This is a genomic window from Leclercia sp. UBA5076, from assembly GCF_002416465.1.
In the GTDB taxonomy this organism is placed as follows: domain Bacteria; phylum Pseudomonadota; class Gammaproteobacteria; order Enterobacterales; family Enterobacteriaceae; genus Enterobacter.
This window is the reverse complement of the sequence record NZ_DIAO01000019.1, coordinates 16,700-34,615: the sequence shown is the minus strand read 5'-3', so window position 1 is coordinate 34,615 and position 17,916 is coordinate 16,700. Positions and strand designations below refer to the sequence as shown.

The 17,916-nt window shown below is 56.7% G+C and carries 15 protein-coding genes; 8 read left to right on the top strand and 7 right to left on the bottom strand.

Annotated features, from left to right (window positions below; all coding sequences use genetic code 11):
• Nucleotides 1–8: 8 nt before the first annotated feature.
• The 7 genes from yhdP to csrD all read right to left on the bottom strand — a co-directional run bounded on the left by yhdP (nt 9) and on the right by csrD (nt 10,742).
• Nucleotides 9–3,806, bottom strand: coding sequence for an AsmA2 domain-containing protein YhdP (gene yhdP / locus B3X29_RS19605; RefSeq protein ID WP_159339876.1), 3,798 nt, complete (start codon nt 3,804–3,806; stop codon nt 9–11).
• A 42-nt stretch (nt 3,807–3,848) separates the two neighbouring features.
• Nucleotides 3,849–5,318 (bottom strand): ribonuclease G, encoded by a 1,470-nt coding sequence (rng, locus tag B3X29_RS19600; protein ID WP_103177228.1) that lies wholly within the window; start codon nt 5,316–5,318, stop codon nt 3,849–3,851.
• Nucleotides 5,308–5,901: a Maf family protein gene (locus tag B3X29_RS19595; RefSeq protein ID WP_103177229.1), complete on the bottom strand. Its 594-nt coding sequence runs from the start codon at nt 5,899–5,901 to the stop codon at nt 5,308–5,310. Before B3X29_RS19595 ends, rng begins: the two co-directional genes overlap by 11 nt.
• 9 nt (nt 5,902–5,910) lie before the next feature.
• Nucleotides 5,911–6,399 carry a rod shape-determining protein MreD gene (gene mreD / locus B3X29_RS19590; protein ID WP_103177230.1) on the bottom strand — a complete coding sequence of 163 codons (489 nt, stop codon included), beginning with the start codon at nt 6,397–6,399 and terminating at the stop codon, nt 5,911–5,913.
• A complete protein-coding gene (gene mreC / locus B3X29_RS19585; protein WP_103177231.1) occupies nt 6,399–7,415 on the bottom strand; it encodes a rod shape-determining protein MreC in 1,017 nt (338 codons plus the stop codon). The genes mreD and mreC overlap by 1 nt, the downstream gene beginning before the upstream one ends.
• 62 nt (nt 7,416–7,477) lie before the next feature.
• A complete protein-coding gene (mreB, locus tag B3X29_RS19580; RefSeq protein ID WP_000913396.1) occupies nt 7,478–8,521 on the bottom strand; it encodes a rod shape-determining protein MreB in 1,044 nt (347 codons plus the stop codon).
• A 280-nt stretch (nt 8,522–8,801) separates the two neighbouring features.
• A complete protein-coding gene (gene csrD / locus B3X29_RS19575; protein WP_156655288.1) occupies nt 8,802–10,742 on the bottom strand; it encodes an RNase E specificity factor CsrD in 1,941 nt (646 codons plus the stop codon).
• A gap of 183 nt (nt 10,743–10,925) precedes the next feature.
• Here csrD and B3X29_RS19570 point away from each other — a divergent pair, with 183 nt between their 5' ends.
• From B3X29_RS19570 to panF, 8 genes are all read left to right on the top strand, one after another.
• Nucleotides 10,926–11,900, top strand: coding sequence for an MDR family oxidoreductase (locus tag B3X29_RS19570; RefSeq protein WP_159339875.1), 975 nt, complete (start codon nt 10,926–10,928; stop codon nt 11,898–11,900).
• Between the two features lie 77 nt (nt 11,901–11,977).
• The gene (msrP, locus tag B3X29_RS19565) at nt 11,978–12,979 is read left to right on the top strand and encodes a protein-methionine-sulfoxide reductase catalytic subunit MsrP (RefSeq protein ID WP_103177234.1); all 1,002 of its coding nucleotides are present in this window, start codon (nt 11,978–11,980) and stop codon (nt 12,977–12,979) included.
• Nucleotides 12,980–13,579, top strand: a complete 600-nt coding sequence (gene msrQ, locus B3X29_RS19560; protein WP_103177235.1) for a protein-methionine-sulfoxide reductase heme-binding subunit MsrQ — start codon at nt 12,980–12,982, stop codon at nt 13,577–13,579.
• A 233-nt stretch (nt 13,580–13,812) separates the two neighbouring features.
• Nucleotides 13,813–14,265, top strand: a complete 453-nt coding sequence (gene aroQ, locus B3X29_RS19555) for a type II 3-dehydroquinate dehydratase (protein ID WP_159339874.1) — start codon at nt 13,813–13,815, stop codon at nt 14,263–14,265.
• A gap of 22 nt (nt 14,266–14,287) precedes the next feature.
• The gene (gene accB, locus B3X29_RS19550) at nt 14,288–14,758 is read left to right on the top strand and encodes an acetyl-CoA carboxylase biotin carboxyl carrier protein (RefSeq protein ID WP_103177237.1); all 471 of its coding nucleotides are present in this window, start codon (nt 14,288–14,290) and stop codon (nt 14,756–14,758) included.
• Nucleotides 14,759–14,768: 10 nt separating this feature from the next.
• Entirely contained in the window at nt 14,769–16,118 is a 1,350-nt protein-coding gene (gene accC / locus B3X29_RS19545) for an acetyl-CoA carboxylase biotin carboxylase subunit (protein ID WP_103177238.1), read from the top strand.
• Between the two features lie 109 nt (nt 16,119–16,227).
• Nucleotides 16,228–16,473, top strand: a complete 246-nt coding sequence (locus tag B3X29_RS19540) for a YhdT family protein (RefSeq protein WP_103177239.1) — start codon at nt 16,228–16,230, stop codon at nt 16,471–16,473.
• Nucleotides 16,463–17,914, top strand: a complete 1,452-nt coding sequence (gene panF, locus B3X29_RS19535; RefSeq protein ID WP_156655289.1) for a sodium/pantothenate symporter — start codon at nt 16,463–16,465, stop codon at nt 17,912–17,914. Before B3X29_RS19540 ends, panF begins: the two co-directional genes overlap by 11 nt.
• The last annotated feature ends 2 nt before the right edge of the window (nt 17,915–17,916 follow it).

The following is a 17,916-nucleotide window of genomic DNA, read 5'->3' as shown; positions in this document are numbered from 1 at the left end:
GCGTCAAATCATTGCTGTGCATCTTTGCGAGGCTGACGCAGCACTTCATTAATCTGCGGTTTATCCACCGGGCCGGTAATGTGATAGCGCAGAATGGAGACTTTGCTCCACAGCGGCCCCAGCACTTTACTGGCGGCAAACACCGCCGCGCCCACAATCGGGTTAACGGCAAAGGCCGCCGCCACGCCGACGGTGGCGGAAATTTCCGGCGCCACCACCGCTTCCATATCCAGCTCACGACGCACCAGATTGACGGAGCCTTTCATGGCGATATCTGCTTCCAGCCCGTCCACCAGCGTATCGTCGGTGTGCAATACGCCATCTTTGATCCACGCGGTGCTGCGGATCGAGTCGAAGTAGAAGCCTTCATTAAAGGTATCGTTGAAGTCAAAGCGCAGCTTGCGCAGCAGGGCGTCGAAACTGAGTAACCGCAACAGTTGCCCTGCATGGCCGGTGCTGAGATCGGCGATTTCACCTCTCCCCAGCCGCGTTTTCAGAATGCCGTTAAGCGAGGCTTCGTCAGGCTTCCAGGGCATGTCGCGCCAGTGCAGATCGTAATCGACATCAAACGATGAACCGCGAATCGGGGTCGTGACGCCAAAATAGTTAGCGGCGGCATCCAGCTTGTTGCCCTTAATTTGCCCCTTCAGAGAGGTGCGCTTCTCGCGGACGCCGTTCACCCATTCGCCGTTGGCGGTCAGGCGCCCGAAGCCGGTATCAATCAACCCTCCCGCCAGGGTCAGGGTATCGCCCTTGATGGTGAAATCGCCATTAACTCGGCCATACTTCTGTCCCCAGAGCCAGCACTCGGCGCAGCGCAGCTGTAGGTCAGGCCAGCCGCTAAAATCGATTCGTGAGGTACTGGATAACGGCGAGACGTTATTGCTTGTCCCGGCGGTGACGGAGGCCGGATTGTAATAGAGATAGCGGATCTGCGCCTGCCACGGCGCGGTGTCACGCATCAGCAGGCTGGCGTTGATCTCCCGTCCCTGGGCATCGATTTTCGAACCGTTGAGGGTGGGCTGCGAGACAATGCTCAGGTTATTCCACTGCTGCCCGCCCAGCGTCAGCGCTGGCGTGCGCACCGTGATGTGTTGCGGGAACTGCGCCGCTTCATCCACATTTTGCCCCACCCCGCGCTGGAAAAGCGCCAGCCATTCTGCCCCGTCCATCGGCGGCAGGTTGAGCTCTATACCCGCCTGCTCCGGCAGCGGCGGCAGGGTGCGGCTGTCGGTGGTCCAGATGGCGCGATCCAGCGTCAGCTTACGGTTCAGCAGCCAGCGGCTGTTAAAGTGATTTGTCCCGCTGGCGTTGCCGGTCAGGGTAAAGCTGTTGAGATCCCCGTCGACATTTAGCTTCACCGGCAGCGGCTCGCCTGCGCGCTTGTTCAGGGGAGAAGGCAGATCGCTGCTGACGCTTTTCAGGTCGCCGCTGATGTCCACTTTGTAATGCGGGGTGCCACGATAAGGCAGATCGATCGCCACCTTGCCGTTCCACGGTACACGGCCTTCAAGGGACTGGCTGACCACTTTGGGCAGCACATCCATCCGCGAAGGTTGCCAGCTGGCATCCATATTGACCGCCACCTGGTAGGCTTTCTCGCCCTCGGTGGTGGAGAAATCGATCTTCACCGGCTGGCTGAACCAGTTTGCGGTCAGCGGCCCGCTTTTCAGATCGCCATTCACGAAGCTGAACTGGCCGGTCAGGTTTTTCAACGTGCTGTTCAGCGGCTTGATGAACAGGCTGTTATTTTTCAACCTGACGTCGCCTTCTGCGGTGGTCATGGTGCCGTCCAGCGGGATATCCAGATGTAAGCGAGCATTCACATCGCCATCCAGCTGGAGCTGCTGGAGCGTGGCGCCCAGCGAATCGTCTAACGGCGTCTCGTCAAAATAGGGTCCAACGGCTTTTCCAGGCCCGTTGATATCGGCGTCGATCAGCAGTTTTTCTTTTGAATAATCGGGGATCACCGCCGTCAGGTTGCTGGCCTTCACGCCGCCCAGCGCCACGCCATCGGTTTTCATCCACAAGCCGTCATTGATAAAGTTGAGCTCAATATCGAGGTTTTTCAGCGCCGGCCAGTCAGGCTGGAAGGCATAGGTGGCGTTGCGTAACGGCACCAGCACCTGGAACTGCCCTTCGTTGTGCTTGTAGGGGAAGAGATGCGGATTGCCGCCATACGCCAGGGTGGCGTTGTCCGCCTGCCCGCCCTGAATGGCGCCGCTCAAATAGTCCACCAGCGCTTTACCCATCAGGTTTTCAGGAAAATAGCGCCAGGCCTGTGAGCCGTCGTCGGTGCTGATGCCCGCCAGGATCCCCAGCCAGGGCTCATCGCCCGCCGGTTGCAGATAGCGGAAATCACCCCGGGCATGCACCGCTTTGGCTTTCACGTCGATGTCGCGCCCGTCGAGCTGGAAACCTTTCTCGTTCTTCAGCCAGTGGAGGGTGGCGGTCCCTTTTTCAATTTCCAGCGGCGCGCGGAAGACCGTTTCATACGGCATTTTCGCGTCACGCATATGGGCCACCAGACGGCCATCTTCCATGCTGCCTTCCAGCGTGCCGCTAAAATGCTCGGCGCCCGGCAACATCTCCCACTGCTTCCAGGCGAGATCGGTCCAGGCAATGTTGAAGCGGGTTTTTTCTGTTGCCTGCAGCGGAATATCCAGTGCCAGGGCGTTGATCGCCCCCACCGGCTGGGTGGCCTGCCAGACTTCGCCCAGCGCCGGAGAGAGTTTCGCCGCAAGGGTCCGTAGCCCCTCAAGGCCAGACAGCTCCAGATTGCTGGCGCGAATGCGCAGTTCATCGCTGCGTTTACTGTCAACGCCGCCCACATCCTGCGCCGGAATCCAGGCCAGCGACAAGGCCCCGCGTGGCCAGGCTTTGTCATCCAGGGTGATACGGGTATCCGGAATGGCGAACTGCCAGCCCTCATTGGCACGGGTCACATGGGCGGTGAGATTATCCACAGAGAGCTGATGCTGACGCGTTTCCCCCGGCCAGGTGGCGCCGCCCTGCTTTAGCCAGAGATCGCCGCTGGCGAACTGGCCGTTGGTGAGGGTCATCCAGCCTTCAATGCTAAAGCGCGCGGTTTCGAGCTGCATGTCCTGCTGCAGCCACTCTCCCAGCCAGGGTTTGACGTCCACGTCGTCGGCCTGCATCCACACTTTACCGTTATTCAGCAGGCCATTGTCGTCACGCAGATCCATACGCACCTGCATCACGCCGTGCTGTCCGTTCAGGCTGGAGAGGCTGACCTGGCCTTCGGCGCGATGGCGCTCTTTGCCGTTGAGCCAGGTTAACTGGGGGATCGCCAGCTCGGCACGCTGCCCGGAAAGGGTGATAAAGCTTATCTCGCTGTCGCGCAGATCGAAATGATCGAACTGGCGCAGAAAGAGATCGCTGATGCGGTTGGCTTCGAAGCCTTCGCCCTGATCGTCGCTGCGCAGCGGGGTGTTGGTCAGAAATTGCAGCTGATAGAAGGTGAGATCGCGAAACTGCCAGCGCAGGTGCAGCAGGCTTTGCCAGACATCCAGCGCCAGGGTCACACGCTTAATCTTAACGTGGCCGCCATCCTTCAGCTGCGCGTTGATGTCGCGCACTTCCAGGGTCGGGCCAAAGTTTTGCCAGCTCGCGTTGAGCTGGCTGGCCGCGACGGGCACACCGGTCGCGGATTCGATCTTCGCCAGCAGCTGCGGGCGCCAGTTGTCCAGATGCGGCAATACGAGACGCAGCCCGCTTACCAGCAGCGCGACAATCACTATCAGCGTTGCCCCTGTAAGCAGTAAAATCCCCGGCAATCGCCTCACGCGTCTCTCCTTGTCAGCCGTTTTCTCGCAGCACGCTGCGTTTTACATCATCACCACGTCAAACTGCTCCGGGTTATAGAGCGGCTCGATTTGTACTTTTACCTGTTTGCCGACAAAGATTTCCACTTCCGCCAGAGCGTGTGACTCTTCCCCTTTCAAGGCTTCCGCCACCGAAGGAGAAGCATAGACCAGGAAACGGTCGGAGTCGTAGGCGTGATGCACGCGAACGATCTCACGCATGATCTCGTAGCAAACCGTCTCTACCGTCTTCACCGTGCCGCGACCATGGCAGGTTGGGCACTCGTTACACAGCACATGCTCCACGCTTTCACGGGTGCGCTTGCGGGTCATTTCTACCAGCCCAAGCTGGGAAAAGCCGTTAATGCTGGTTTTTACGCGATCTTTACTCAGCGCCTGCTCCAGCGAATGCAGCACGCGACGGCGGTGGTCTTCGTTACTCATATCGATAAAGTCGATGATGATGATGCCACCCAGATTGCGCAGACGAAGCTGACGCGCAATGGCCTGCGTCGCTTCAATATTGGTGTTGAAAATGGTGTCGTCCAGATTGCGATGCCCGACAAACGCCCCGGTGTTGATATCCACAGTGGTCATCGCTTCGGTCTGGTCGATAATCAGATAGCCGCCGGACTTCAGCTCGACCTTACGCTCCAGCGCGCGCTGAATTTCGTTCTCAACGTCGTAGAGATCGAAGATGGGCTGTTTGCCGGTGTAGTGCTCCAGCAGGCCCGGCATTTCAGGAATGTATTCTGCGGTGAATTCGAGCAGCGCATCATAGGTCAGACGGGAGTCGACGCGGATGCGATCGAGCTGGGCATCGGCGAAGTCACGCAGGACGCGCTGGGCCAGCGCCAGTTCACCGTACAGCTGACAGCGGGTCTGGTTGCGTTTTTTACGCTCCATCACTTTGGTCCAGACGCGTTTCAGGTAGGCGGCATCCGAGGCCAGATCCTCTTCGCTAATCCCCTCTGCGGCGGTGCGAATGATAAAGCCGCCCTGCTCATCGCAGTAAGCACTGACGACTTTTTTCAGCCGTTCGCGCTCGCTTTCACTTTCGATACGCTGGGAGACGCCAACGTGTGACGCGCCAGGCATAAAGACCAGATAACGGGAGGGTAAGGTAATGTCGGTGGTCAGGCGCGCCCCTTTGGTGCCCAGCGGATCTTTCACCACCTGCACCATCAGATCCTGGCCCTGACGCACCAGCTCGGAGATATCACGGACGGTAAACTGCTTCTGCTCTTCTCCCGCCACGCATTCGGTGTGCGGCATGATATCCGAGGCGTGTAAAAATGCCGCTTTATCGAGTCCAATATCTACAAATGCCGCCTGCATACCCGGTAGTACACGACTGACACGACCTTTGTAGATATTGCCTACTATTCCGCGTCGCGCTTCGCGCTCAATATGGATTTCCTGAAGAATGCCGCCATCAATATAGGCCACACGGGTTTCCGATGGCGTTACGTTTACCAACAATTCAGCCGTCATAATTATCCCTTCCCTCACGCAGTGAGTTAAAATTGCTCAGCAACTCATACGTTTCCACCAGCGGTAAGCCGACTACGGCGTGATAGCTGCCATTGATCTTCCTGACAAAACAGCCACCCAACCCTTGAATACCGTATGCACCTGCTTTATCCATAGGTTCACCGCTGGTGATATAACCGGCGATATCCTCATCTGTGAGTACTCTGAACGTGACATCGGTGACAACCAGACAGTCGAGCACGTGCTGACGGTCAGCCAGCGCGACGGCGGTCATCACCTGATGCGTTTGTCCGGACAATTTGCGCAGCATCCTGAAGGCATGCTCGCCGTCGTGAGGTTTCTCGAGGACTTCACCGTTAAGGATCACGATGGTATCTGCGCCCAGCACCGGTAAATCGCGTGGCACCTGCGCCACGCCAGCCTGCGCTTTCTCCCGCGCCAGGCGAGAGACATACTGCTGAGCGCTTTCGCCCTCAGCCCGTTTTTCCTCAATGCCGGTAACGATACGTTCAAAAGAGAGACCCAACTGCGTGAGCAACTCCTGACGGCGCGGGGAGCCGGAAGCGAGATATAAAGACGTCATAGAAACCTTTTATTGCACGGCAAATTGCTGGCGGACCTTACGCATCAACAGGAACAGCCATGGCCAGAGCACACCGTTTACTACACTACTCCAGAACACTTCCGGACGGAAAGAGACGTTGATCACTAAAAACTCTGCCCAGAAAACAATGATATCCGCGGCCATGGATAACAACATCACCACCAGCGCCTGTTGCCAGAGCGCCAGATTACGAAAGAGCTGATATTTCAGTGCGACCAGGTATGCGATGATACTCATGGACAGCGCGCGTACGCCAAGCGTCGAGCCACTGATCAGATCCAGTATGGCACCCATCACAAAACCTGTGCCCACATTTACGCGGTGCGGCAGAGCAAGGATCCAGTAGAGCAAAATCAGCAGCACCCAGTTTGGCCGGAAAACGAGAATGTCGTCCGGCCAGGGCATGACTTGCAGCAACAGCGCGATCAAAAACGAGAGCCAGATAACCCAGCGTCCCTGGCTACGGTAGCTTGCCACTATTGCCCTCCCGGAGAGAGTTGCGGTGGCGGCGGCGCATCAGGCGGTGGCTGGGTCAGCCCTGTCGCTGGCGCAGGAACTGGCGCAGGCGGCCCCATGGAGTTTGGCGCAGGCAGAACCTGCGGCATCATCTGCATCAGACGTTCATTCGCCACGCGGTGCACCTCTTCCGGCGTCATGGGATTGCTACCGTTACGATCGGCGCCCCACAACAGCAGCAGATAGCGCAGACGCTGTAAGCCCGCGGTAGGACGTGCCTGAATCACCGTATACGCGCGCTGAGTATCCAGCTTCACGGAGGAGACCACCCCAACCGGGTACCCTTCCGGGAAACGCCCGCCGAGACCGGAGGTCACCAGTACGTCACCCACGCGAATATCGGTATTCGCCGGCAGATGTTCCAGCTGTAGATCGTCCGTACAACCGTTACCGGCTGCGATCACGCGGATGTCGTTACGCAGAACCTGGATCGGCAGCGCATGGGTCGCATCGCAAATCAGCAATACGCGGCTGGTGAGCTTAGCAACGGCTACCACCTGGCCGACGACGCCTTTATCGCTGATGACAGGCTGGCCTTCGTAGACGCCATTAACGCTGCCTTTGTCGATGACCACCTGATCGCTGTACGGATCGTTAACGGTGGAGATCACCTGGGTCACCATCTTCTGCTCATCCTGACGCAGCGGGGAGCCCAGCAGCTCGCGCAGACGGGCATTCTCCTGCTTGTACTGGCCCAGCATCAGCAGTTCGCTGTTTTTCAGCAGCAGTTCCTGACGTAACGCGCGGTTTTCAAGTTCGAGTTGATCGCGTGAGGACAGAGTTTGCGAAACGCTGTCGAGTAATTCACGGGGACCATTTGATACAAAATAGAAAGGACTGACGGCGGTATCCATGTACGTTCTGATCTGGCTGAACGTACCGAGGCGGCTATCGGCAATAATGACACCAAGCGCTACCAACACCCCAAGGATGAGGCGAAACTGTAGCGACGGGCCACGGCTAAAAATTGGCTTCATAGGCTATGCGTACTCTCGCGTCAGAGAGAAAGGGTAGCCATCCGCTACCCTTTCACACCTGACTACTCTTCGCTGAACAAGTCGCCGCCGTGCATGTCGATCATCTCCAGCGCCTTGCCGCCGCCACGGGCTACGCAAGTCAGTGGATCTTCTGCAACTACGACAGGAATTCCTGTCTCTTCCATCAACAGGCGGTCGAGGTTACGCAGCAGCGCACCACCACCGGTCAGAACCATACCGCGCTCGGAGATATCGGAAGCCAGTTCCGGCGGGCACTGCTCGAGGGCAACCATGACGGCGCTGACGATACCGGTTAACGGCTCCTGCAGCGCTTCGAGGATCTCATTGGAATTCAGGGTAAAGCCACGCGGAACCCCTTCTGCCAGGTTACGGCCGCGAACTTCGATCTCGCGAACTTCATCACCCGGATAAGCAGAACCGATTTCATGCTTGATACGCTCTGCGGTGGCTTCACCGATCAGAGAGCCGTAGTTACGGCGAACGTAGTTAATGATGGCTTCGTCAAAGCGGTCGCCACCGATACGTACCGAGGAGGAGTAAACCACACCATTCAGGGAGATAACGGCCACTTCAGTGGTACCGCCACCGATATCCACCACCATGGAACCGGTTGCTTCGGAAACCGGCAGACCCGCGCCGATTGCCGCCGCCATTGGCTCTTCAATCAGGAAAACTTCACGCGCACCAGCGCCCTGAGCGGATTCACGAATAGCACGACGTTCAACCTGGGTAGCGCCAACCGGCACGCACACCAGAACACGTGGGCTCGGACGCATAAAGCTGTTGCTGTGCACTTGCTTGATAAAGTGCTGAAGCATTTTCTCGGTCACGAAGAAGTCAGCGATAACGCCGTCTTTCATCGGACGAATGGCAGCGATATTACCCGGCGTACGGCCAAGCATCTGCTTAGCGTCATGGCCTACAGCCGCTACGCTTTTCGGTGAACCAGCACGATCCTGACGAATGGCCACAACTGAAGGCTCATTCAGTACGATGCCTTGTCCTTTTACATAAATGAGGGTATTCGCGGTACCCAGGTCAATGGACAGGTCATTGGAAAACATGCCACGAAATTTTTTCAACATACTAAGGGATAATCCTGAAAGCTGGGGCGGAAAACAAAATCCGCTTACTTTACCAACCACACGCAGCAGCGACAAGGCGCAAAAATCGCCTGCTACGGTGAAAATTAGTGCAGCACGTTTCCTTTGTTACAAATCGTCGCCTGACTCCCTCAGGGCTGAGAAAACAGCAGCGTTCCTCACGTACATTTGTAACCCGTTAAAGGTCGTTCACTGTCATTTTGCTCGTCATACATCACGCTACAGGCGCGATATTCTACGTGAAAACTCACCAAACGGCAGGTTAAACAGAGTATCTTTGCGAATATTTTTTCACATTGCTGTCAAGAGGCTGAGAGGCCGCAAAAAAATCGCCCTGACCCCCTGTCACGCCGCGCTCTGTCAATGTCTGCCATTCCGTTCGCGACCGCACACCCGTAGCAAATACACGCGTTTGCGTTCCTTTGCACGCTTCCACCAGGCTCTGTACCAGCAGCTGGTTTTCCGTGCGCTTTTCAATATTTCTTACCAGCCCCGGATGCAGCTTCAGGAGCTCAACCTCCAGCGCCTTGATCCAGCTGGTGCTGACCAGCGTTAAACCCGCCTGCGTCACCGCGACGCGCGCGCCCAACGCGTTAATCAGCCGAACAACCGGCTGTAACCGACTGATGTGTTGACAAACATCCGCCTCTGCAAGTTCAAAAATAATCCGTTTCCGCTGCGATTTTTCACATTGCATCAGCAGATCCCGCAGCCAGCGCTGGAAACGCGGGCGGATCAACGACTCCACCGTCACCTGCAGCGCCAGGTTCTCTTCGGGCCAGTAGGATAAAAATGGCATCAAGCGCGATATCTGCTGGCGGTCGTACTCTTCAGACAGGCCAAACTGCAGGATCATCGGCAGATACTCGGCCGATACCACCTCTTCGTTGCCGTCGAAGATTCGACAGAGCAGTTCCCGATGATGGACCTTGCCGCTGGTCAGCACCGCCGGTTTTTGGTAAATCCGCGGTCCGCCTCGGGTCAGCATCTGCTCGATTAAGGTTCGCCAGCGCACGTTGCCGCGTCCTTTTTCGGGCAGGGAGTCATCATAAACCGCCCAGCCGTTCGCCCCTTGCAACACCGCATTACGGGTGGCAGCCTCGGCATGTTCCATCACCTGCTCGGTAGACTGGCCGCCGCGCCAGGCGCAGATGCCGATATGCACCATGTCATCACGATCGAGCATTTTGCTGGGTGGGAGCGCATCCACCGATTTCAACAGCAGCCCGGCAATGCTTTCAGACTCCTTCAGCGTGCGGTGCGGCAACAATACGGCGTAATCACTGCGGTGATAGCGTGCCAGCAGTGCGCCGGGGTAACGCATGATAAAGGTGGAGAGCATATTAATGAGCGTAAACTGCTGCTCCTCCGCCACTGCCCGCCCCCAGTTATCTTTCAGCAGATCGAAGTCCGGCAGACGGATAATCATCACCACCCCATGTGTGCCCACGTTCTCCTGATCTTCCAGCAAAGTGCCCAGCTGATTATCAAAGAACAGGCGGTTATTGAGGCCGGTTTTATTGTCCTGGGCGGCATAGGATCGGATCAGGGTATCTATCCGGCTGCGCTGGTCGCTGGCGAACTGAATTTCGGACAGCAAAACGTCCAACGCGCTGCTGGTGCGTGAGGGCCACTCATAGACCGAGCCGCGCACCTGCGCGCCGCGTTCACCGTTAAGGATCCGCGTAGAACGCGACTCCAGTAGCTCCTGTCCGGCGAGCTGACGCCGCAGCCAGCGCACCGCCAGGAAGATCAGCACCACGATGAAAATCACCGCCACCGTGAGCGGTGCGGTGGTCATCAATGAACGAAAATAACTGGTCATTGGGTCCAGATAGACCAGGCTTATCGTCATACCGGGGTTTTTCAGGGAGGGGACGGTGAGCTGGAGCATCTGCGGAGGTGAACCCACCTGCCGGTAATGCGTATGCCCGGTGTGGCTTAAAAGGAGGTTGCCGCCCTGCTTAATCTCCACCCGCATGATATCCACCGGGGCCATCAGCTCATCCAGTTGACGGGAAAGTTCTGGAAAGGGTGTGCTGACAAGGCGGGAATCAATCACTGACGCCACGGAGTGGACGCGGTTCGCCAGCTTTCCCTGGATCGCATTATAAAAACTGAGCGAGCAGCCGATAAAGGTGACGAATATGGTCAACCCGGTAAGCAAGGAGATAAAAGCGGAGAACTTCGTCGATAATCGCATCCTTGAGATTACTCCGTGAGTTGGTGAGGATAGCAAGTAAGTACTAACTCGCAATACGGCACTGGCATACTACCAAATCAGGTGTATCTGGCAATTTATTGCGTTAAATCGGCATTGCATGTCATTGAGCGAGTATAGTCTCCAAAAATTTTTTTCCAATCATCATGCTGAGTAAGGAATCGTATGCAGGCTTTGATCTTAGAACAGCAGGAAGGCAAAACTCTTGCGTCAGTACAATCTATCGAAGAGAGCCGCCTGCCTGAAGGCGCCGTGACTGTAGATATCGACTGGTCCAGCCTTAACTATAAAGACGCCCTGGCCATTACGGGCACCGGAAAAATTATCCGCAATTTCCCAATGGTTCCAGGTATCGATTTTGCGGGACGCGTACATGCCAGCGAAGACCCACGTTTTCATGCCGGCCAGCAGGTGCTGCTGACCGGCTGGGGCGTGGGGGAAAACCACTGGGGCGGGCTGGCGGCGCAGGCGCGCGTCAACGGCGACTGGCTGGTACCCATGCCAAAAGGGCTGGATGGCCGGAAAGCGATGATCATCGGCACCGCCGGTTTTACCGCCATGCTCTGCGCAATGGCGCTGGAAGAGGCCGGAGTACGTCCTGAATCGGGTGAAGTGGTGGTGACGGGCGCCAGCGGTGGCGTCGGTAGCACGGCGGTTGCCCTGCTGCATAAGCTGGGCTATCAGGTCGCGGCGGTCTCTGGCCGTGAAAGCACCCATAACTATCTGCGTTCCCTGGGCGCGAGCCGCATTCTGGGCCGCGACGAGTTCGCTGAGACCCGCCCGCTGGAGAAACAGATTTGGGCCGGTGCCATTGATACCGTGGGCGACAAAGTGCTGGCGAAAGTGCTGGCGCAGATGAACTACGGCGGCTGCGTCGCGGCGTGCGGCCTGGCGGGCGGTTTTGCCCTGCCAACTACGGTGATGCCGTTTATTCTACGCAACGTCCGTCTGCAGGGTGTCGATTCGGTGATGACCCCGCCAGAGCGCCGTGCCCAGGCCTGGGAGCGACTGGTTCGCGATCTGCCGGCCGCCTTCTACGACCAAAGCGCCACTCAGATTAGCCTTGAGCAGGCACCGGAGTATGCCGCGAAGATCATCAATAACCAGATCCAGGGCCGTACGCTGGTGAAGCTGGCGTAATCTTCAAATTTTCGTGACATATTCGCTTTAAACCCGCTCCTCCGTCATGCTTAGAAAAATGCATGACGGAGGATGCCATGAAAGTGAAACCCCTGACGGAAGCCGATATCACCGCGGAATCCGTTTTTATGCTCAAGCGCCGCCAGATCCTGAAGATGCTGGGGATCGGCGCTGGTGCGCTGACCCTTTCGCCTCTCGCCCAGGCCGACCTGCTGGACTGGTTCAAGGGCAACGATCGCCCAAAAGCGCCACCCGGAAAACCGCTCACCTTTACCCAACCTGCCCAGTGGCAAAGCCAGCTTGCGAAGACGCCTGAAGAGAAAGTGACGGGCTATAACAACTTCTATGAGTTTGGCCTCGATAAAGCCGATCCTGCCGCCAACGCCGGCAGCCTGAAGACCAATCCCTGGACACTGAAAATCGACGGCGAAGTGGCAAAACCGCTGACCCTTGATTACGACGACCTGACTAACCGTTTTCCGCTGGAAGAGCGAATTTACCGTATGCGCTGCGTTGAAGCCTGGTCGATGGTGGTGCCGTGGATAGGTTTTCCGCTGCATAAACTGCTGGCGCTGGTAGAGCCCACCAGCAATGCGAAGTATGTCGCCTTCCAGACCCTTTACGCCCCGGATATCATGCCTGGCCAGAAAGATCGGTTTATTGGCGGCGGACTCGATTACCCTTACGTGGAAGGGCTGCGCATTGACGAGGCTATGCACCCGCTTACGCTGCTCACTGTAGGTGTGTATGGCAAAGCCCTGCCACCGCAAAACGGCGCACCCATCCGCCTGACCGTACCGTGGAAGTATGGCTTCAAGGGGATCAAATCGATTGTCAGCATCAAGCTAACCCGCGAGCGTCCGCCCACCACCTGGAACCTGGCCGCACCTGACGAGTACGGTTTTTACGCCAACGTGAACCCGCACGTCGATCACCCGCGCTGGTCGCAGGCTACCGAACGCTTTATAGGCTCAGGCGGCGCGCTGGATGTGAAGCGCCAGCCCACGCTGCTGTTTAACGGCTATGCCGACCAGGTGGCCTCGCTCTACCGCGGCCTCGATTTGAAGGAGTTTTTCTAAGTGCGTCTGACGGCAAAACAGATTACCTGGCTGAAGGTCGCCCTGCATCTTGCAGGGTTACTTCCTTTTATATGGCTCTTCTGGGCCGCCAGTCATGGCGGCTTTAGCGCCGACCCGGCTAAAGATATCCAGCACTTTACTGGCCGGACGGCGCTGAAATTTTTACTGGCGACTCTGCTGGTTTCACCGCTGGCGCGCTATGCAAAACAGCCGCTGCTTATCCGCACCCGTCGCCTTCTGGGGCTATGGTGCTTCGCCTGGGCGACGTTACACCTCACCAGCTATGCGTTACTGGAGCTGGGCATCAACAATCTGGCCCTGCTGGGAAGCGAACTGGTGACCCGTCCATACCTGACGCTCGGGATCGTCAGCTGGATAATTTTGCTGGCTTTAACCCTCACCTCTACCCAATATGCCCAGCGAAAACTGGGGAGGCGCTGGCAACTTCTGCATAATTTCGTTTATCTTGTCGCGATCCTGGCCCCCATCCACTACCTTTGGTCAGTGAAAATTCTCTCGCCACAGCCGATCATCTACGGGTTACTGGCTTTAGGGCTTCTGGCATGGCGTTATAAGAAGTTTCGCCAGTGGTGGCGATAGTGAACGAAAACGTGCGTATCCCCGCAGATCGTTTAACCTTCCTGGGCATTTATCCGAATGCTGTTGATAATCTTCCCTGATAAGACCAGTATTTAGCTGCCAAATGCTACGAAATCGTTATAATGTGCCACTTTGGTCTCCCCGACGGGTTTTTCGTAGCCTGAGAGGGTGACAATCGTGCATCGAAGGTATATTTTGTTTTTTACCGGAGAATCGCAGGAGATAGCGGCACAATGGCTGACAAGTTTCACATCTTAGTTTTAAACGGACCGAACCTGAATATGCTCGGCACCCGTGAACCCGAGAAGTACGGCACGCTGACGCTCACCGATATTGTTACACGTCTGGGTAGCGAAGCAGCGGCGCTGAATGTGGAACTTGACCATTTTCAGTCGAACGCGGAGTACGCACTCATCGACCGAATTCATCAGGCTAAAGAGACCACAGACTATATCCTGATCAATCCGGCCGCGTTTACGCACACCAGTGTTGCTATTCGCGACGCGCTGCTGGCAGTGAGCATCCCGTTTATCGAGATCCACCTCAGCAACGTGCATGCGCGGGAGCCGTTCCGCCACCACTCCTACCTGTCGGATATCGCCACTGGCGTCATCTGTGGACTGGGGGCTGACGGTTATTCATTCGCTTTACAGACAGCGGTAAAACGCCTGTCACAATCACACTAAACAAAGAGTACGGAACCCACTCATGGATATTCGTAAGATTAAAAAACTGATCGAGCTGGTTGAAGAATCAGGCATCTCCGAACTGGAAATTTCTGAAGGCGAAGAGTCTGTACGCATCAGTCGTGCAGCGCCAAACGCAGGCTTCCCGGTTATGCAACAAGCTTATGCTGCACCAATGATGCAGCAGCCAGCGCTGTCTAACGCTGTCGCGCCAACAGCGGCTCCAGCAATGGAAGCGCCAGCAGCAGCGGAAATCAGTGGCCACATCGTACGTTCCCCAATGGTTGGTACTTTCTACCGCACCCCGAGCCCGGACGCGAAAGCGTTCATCGAAGTGGGCCAGAAAGTTAACGTGGGCGATACCCTGTGCATCGTTGAAGCCATGAAAATGATGAACCAGATCGAAGCAGACAAATCAGGTACTGTGAAAGCGATTCTGGTCGAAAGTGGTCAGCCGGTTGAATTTGACGAGCCGCTGGTCGTCATCGAGTAACGAGGCGAACATGCTGGATAAAATTGTTATCGCTAACCGTGGCGAGATTGCCCTGCGAATCCTTCGTGCCTGTAAAGAGCTGGGCATCAAGACCGTCGCTGTGCACTCAAGCGCGGACCGCGATCTGAAACACGTATTACTGGCGGATGAGACGGTCTGTATTGGCCCGGCTCCGTCCGTCAAAAGCTATCTCAACATCCCGGCCATCATCAGCGCCGCTGAAATCACCGGCGCGGTGGCTATTCACCCGGGTTACGGCTTCCTCTCTGAGAACGCCAACTTTGCTGAGCAGGTTGAACGCTCTGGCTTTATCTTCATCGGCCCGAAAGCTGACACCATTCGTCTGATGGGCGACAAAGTGTCTGCGATCACCGCAATGAAGAAAGCGGGCGTACCGACCGTACCAGGTTCCGACGGCCCACTGGGCGACGATATGGATGCTAACCGCGCCCATGCGAAACGCATTGGCTACCCGGTTATCATCAAAGCGTCCGGCGGCGGCGGCGGTCGCGGTATGCGCGTTGTGCGCAGCGATGCCGAACTGGCCCAGTCTATCTCCATGACCAAAGCGGAAGCGAAAGCCGCGTTTAACAACGACATGGTCTACATGGAGAAGTACCTGGAAAACCCACGCCACATCGAAATTCAGGTGCTGGCTGACGGTCAGGGTAACGCTATCTATCTGGCAGAACGCGACTGCTCCATGCAGCGTCGTCACCAGAAAGTGGTCGAAGAGGCACCAGCACCAGGCATCACGCCGGAGCTGCGTCGCTACATCGGCGAGCGTTGCGCCAAAGCCTGTGTGGATATCGGCTATCGCGGGGCGGGTACTTTCGAGTTCCTGTTCGAAAACGGCGAGTTCTACTTCATCGAGATGAACACCCGTATTCAGGTTGAACACCCGGTTACCGAAATGATCACCGGCGTTGACCTGATCAAAGAGCAGCTGCGTATCGCTGCGGGCCAGCCGCTCTCCATCAAGCAGGAAGAAGTGATTGTCAAAGGCCATGCGGTGGAATGCCGTATTAACGCCGAAGACCCAAACACCTTCCTGCCAAGCCCGGGTAAAATCACGCGTTTCCACGCGCCGGGTGGTTTTGGTGTGCGTTGGGAGTCTCATATCTACGCCGGTTACACCGTACCGCCGTACTATGACTCAATGATCGGCAAGCTGATCTGCTACGGCGAATCCCGTGATGTGGCGATTGCCCGCATGAAGAACGCCCTGCAGGAGCTGATCATCGACGGCATCAAAACTAACGTTGATCTGCAGATGCGTATCATGAGCGACGAGAACTTCCAGCATGGTGGAACCAACATCCACTATCTGGAGAAAAAACTCGGTCTTAATGAAAAATAAGCCTGCATAAGCGTAAAAAGGTCGGTTAATCCGGCCTTTTTTTATTTCTGGGGATCGCCAGGCCCCATAAGGTACAATCCCCGCTTTCTTTTTCCACAAGGGACAAAAAATGGACAAACGTTTTGTTCAGGCCCATAAAGAAGCGCGCTGGGCGCTGTGGTTAACCCTTCTCTATCTCGCGGCATGGTTAGTGGCCGCTTACTTACCTGGCTCTGCAATCGGGATCACCGGTCTGCCTCACTGGTTTGAGATGGCCTGCCTGCTCATCCCGCTGGTGTTTATTCTGCTCTGCTGGGCGATGGTGAAATTCATCTATCGCGATATTCCGCTGGAGGATGACGATAATGCAGCTTGAAGTGATCCTGCCCCTCGTCGCGTATCTTTTTATTGTTTTTGGCCTCTCTGTTTACGCCATGCGCAAACGGACAACGGGCACCTTCCTGAACGAGTATTTTCTTGGCAGCCGCTCGATGGGTGGTATTGTGCTGGCGATGACCCTGACCGCCACCTATATCAGCGCCAGCTCTTTCATTGGCGGCCCGGGCGCGGCCTATAAATATGGGCTGGGCTGGGTATTGCTGGCGATGATCCAACTGCCCGCCATCTGGCTCTCGCTGGGCATTCTGGGGAAAAAATTCGCTATCCTGGCGCGTCGCTATAACGCCGTCACTCTCAATGACATGCTCTTTGCCCGCTACCAGAGCCGCCTGCTGGTCTGGCTGGCCAGCCTGAGCCTGCTGGTGGCCTTCGTGGGTGCCATGACCGTGCAGTTTATCGGCGGCGCGCGTCTCCTTGAAACCGCAGCCGGTATTCCCTATGAAACGGGCCTGCTGATTTTTGGGGTCAGTATTGCGCTCTATACCGCCTTTGGCGGCTTCCGCGCCAGCGTGCTCAATGACACGCTGCAGGGCATGGTGATGCTGGTCGGCACCCTTGTGCTGCTGGTGGGCGTGGTGCATGCCGCGGGCGGGTTAAGCCACGCGGTGGAGACACTGCAAGCCATCGATCCGAAACTGGTTTCGCCGCAGGGTGCGGACGACATTCTGTCGCCAACCTTTATGACCTCCTTCTGGGTGCTGGTCTGCTTCGGGGTGATTGGTTTACCCCATACCGCCGTGCGCTGCATCTCTTATAAAGACAGCAAGGCGGTACACCGTGGGATTGTCATCGGCACTGTCGTGGTGGCGATCCTGATGTTCGGTATGCACCTTGCAGGTGCGCTGGGCCGGGCGGTAATACCTGACTTAACCGTGCCGGATCTGGTGATCCCTACCCTGATGGTGAAAGTGCTGCCGCCGTTTGCTGCCGGGATCTTCCTTGCTGCGCCAATGGCGGCGATCATGTCGACAATTAATGCTCAACTGCTGCAAAGTTCCGCTACGATCATTAAAGATCTCTATCTGAATATTCATCCTGAGCAGATGAACAACGAGCGCCGCCTGAAGCGGATGTCAGCCGCGATCACCCTGGTTCTGGGCGCGTTGCTGCTGTTGGCCGCGTGGCGACCGCCGGAGATGATCATCTGGCTCAACCTGCTGGCGTTCGGCGGGCTGGAAGCGGTGTTCCTCTGGCCGCTGGTGCTTGGCCTCTACTGGGAGCGCGCCAATGCAGCCGGTGCGCTGAGCGCAATGATTGTCGGCGGCGTGCTCTATGCCGTGCTCGCCACCTTTAAAATTCAGTATCTGGGCTTCCATCCGATTGTGCCTTCGTTACTGCTAAGTTTGCTGGCGTTTGTGGTGGGGAACCGTTTCGGTCAACCCGCTCCGCAGACCGCCGTCATTTCTACTGATAAATAAAG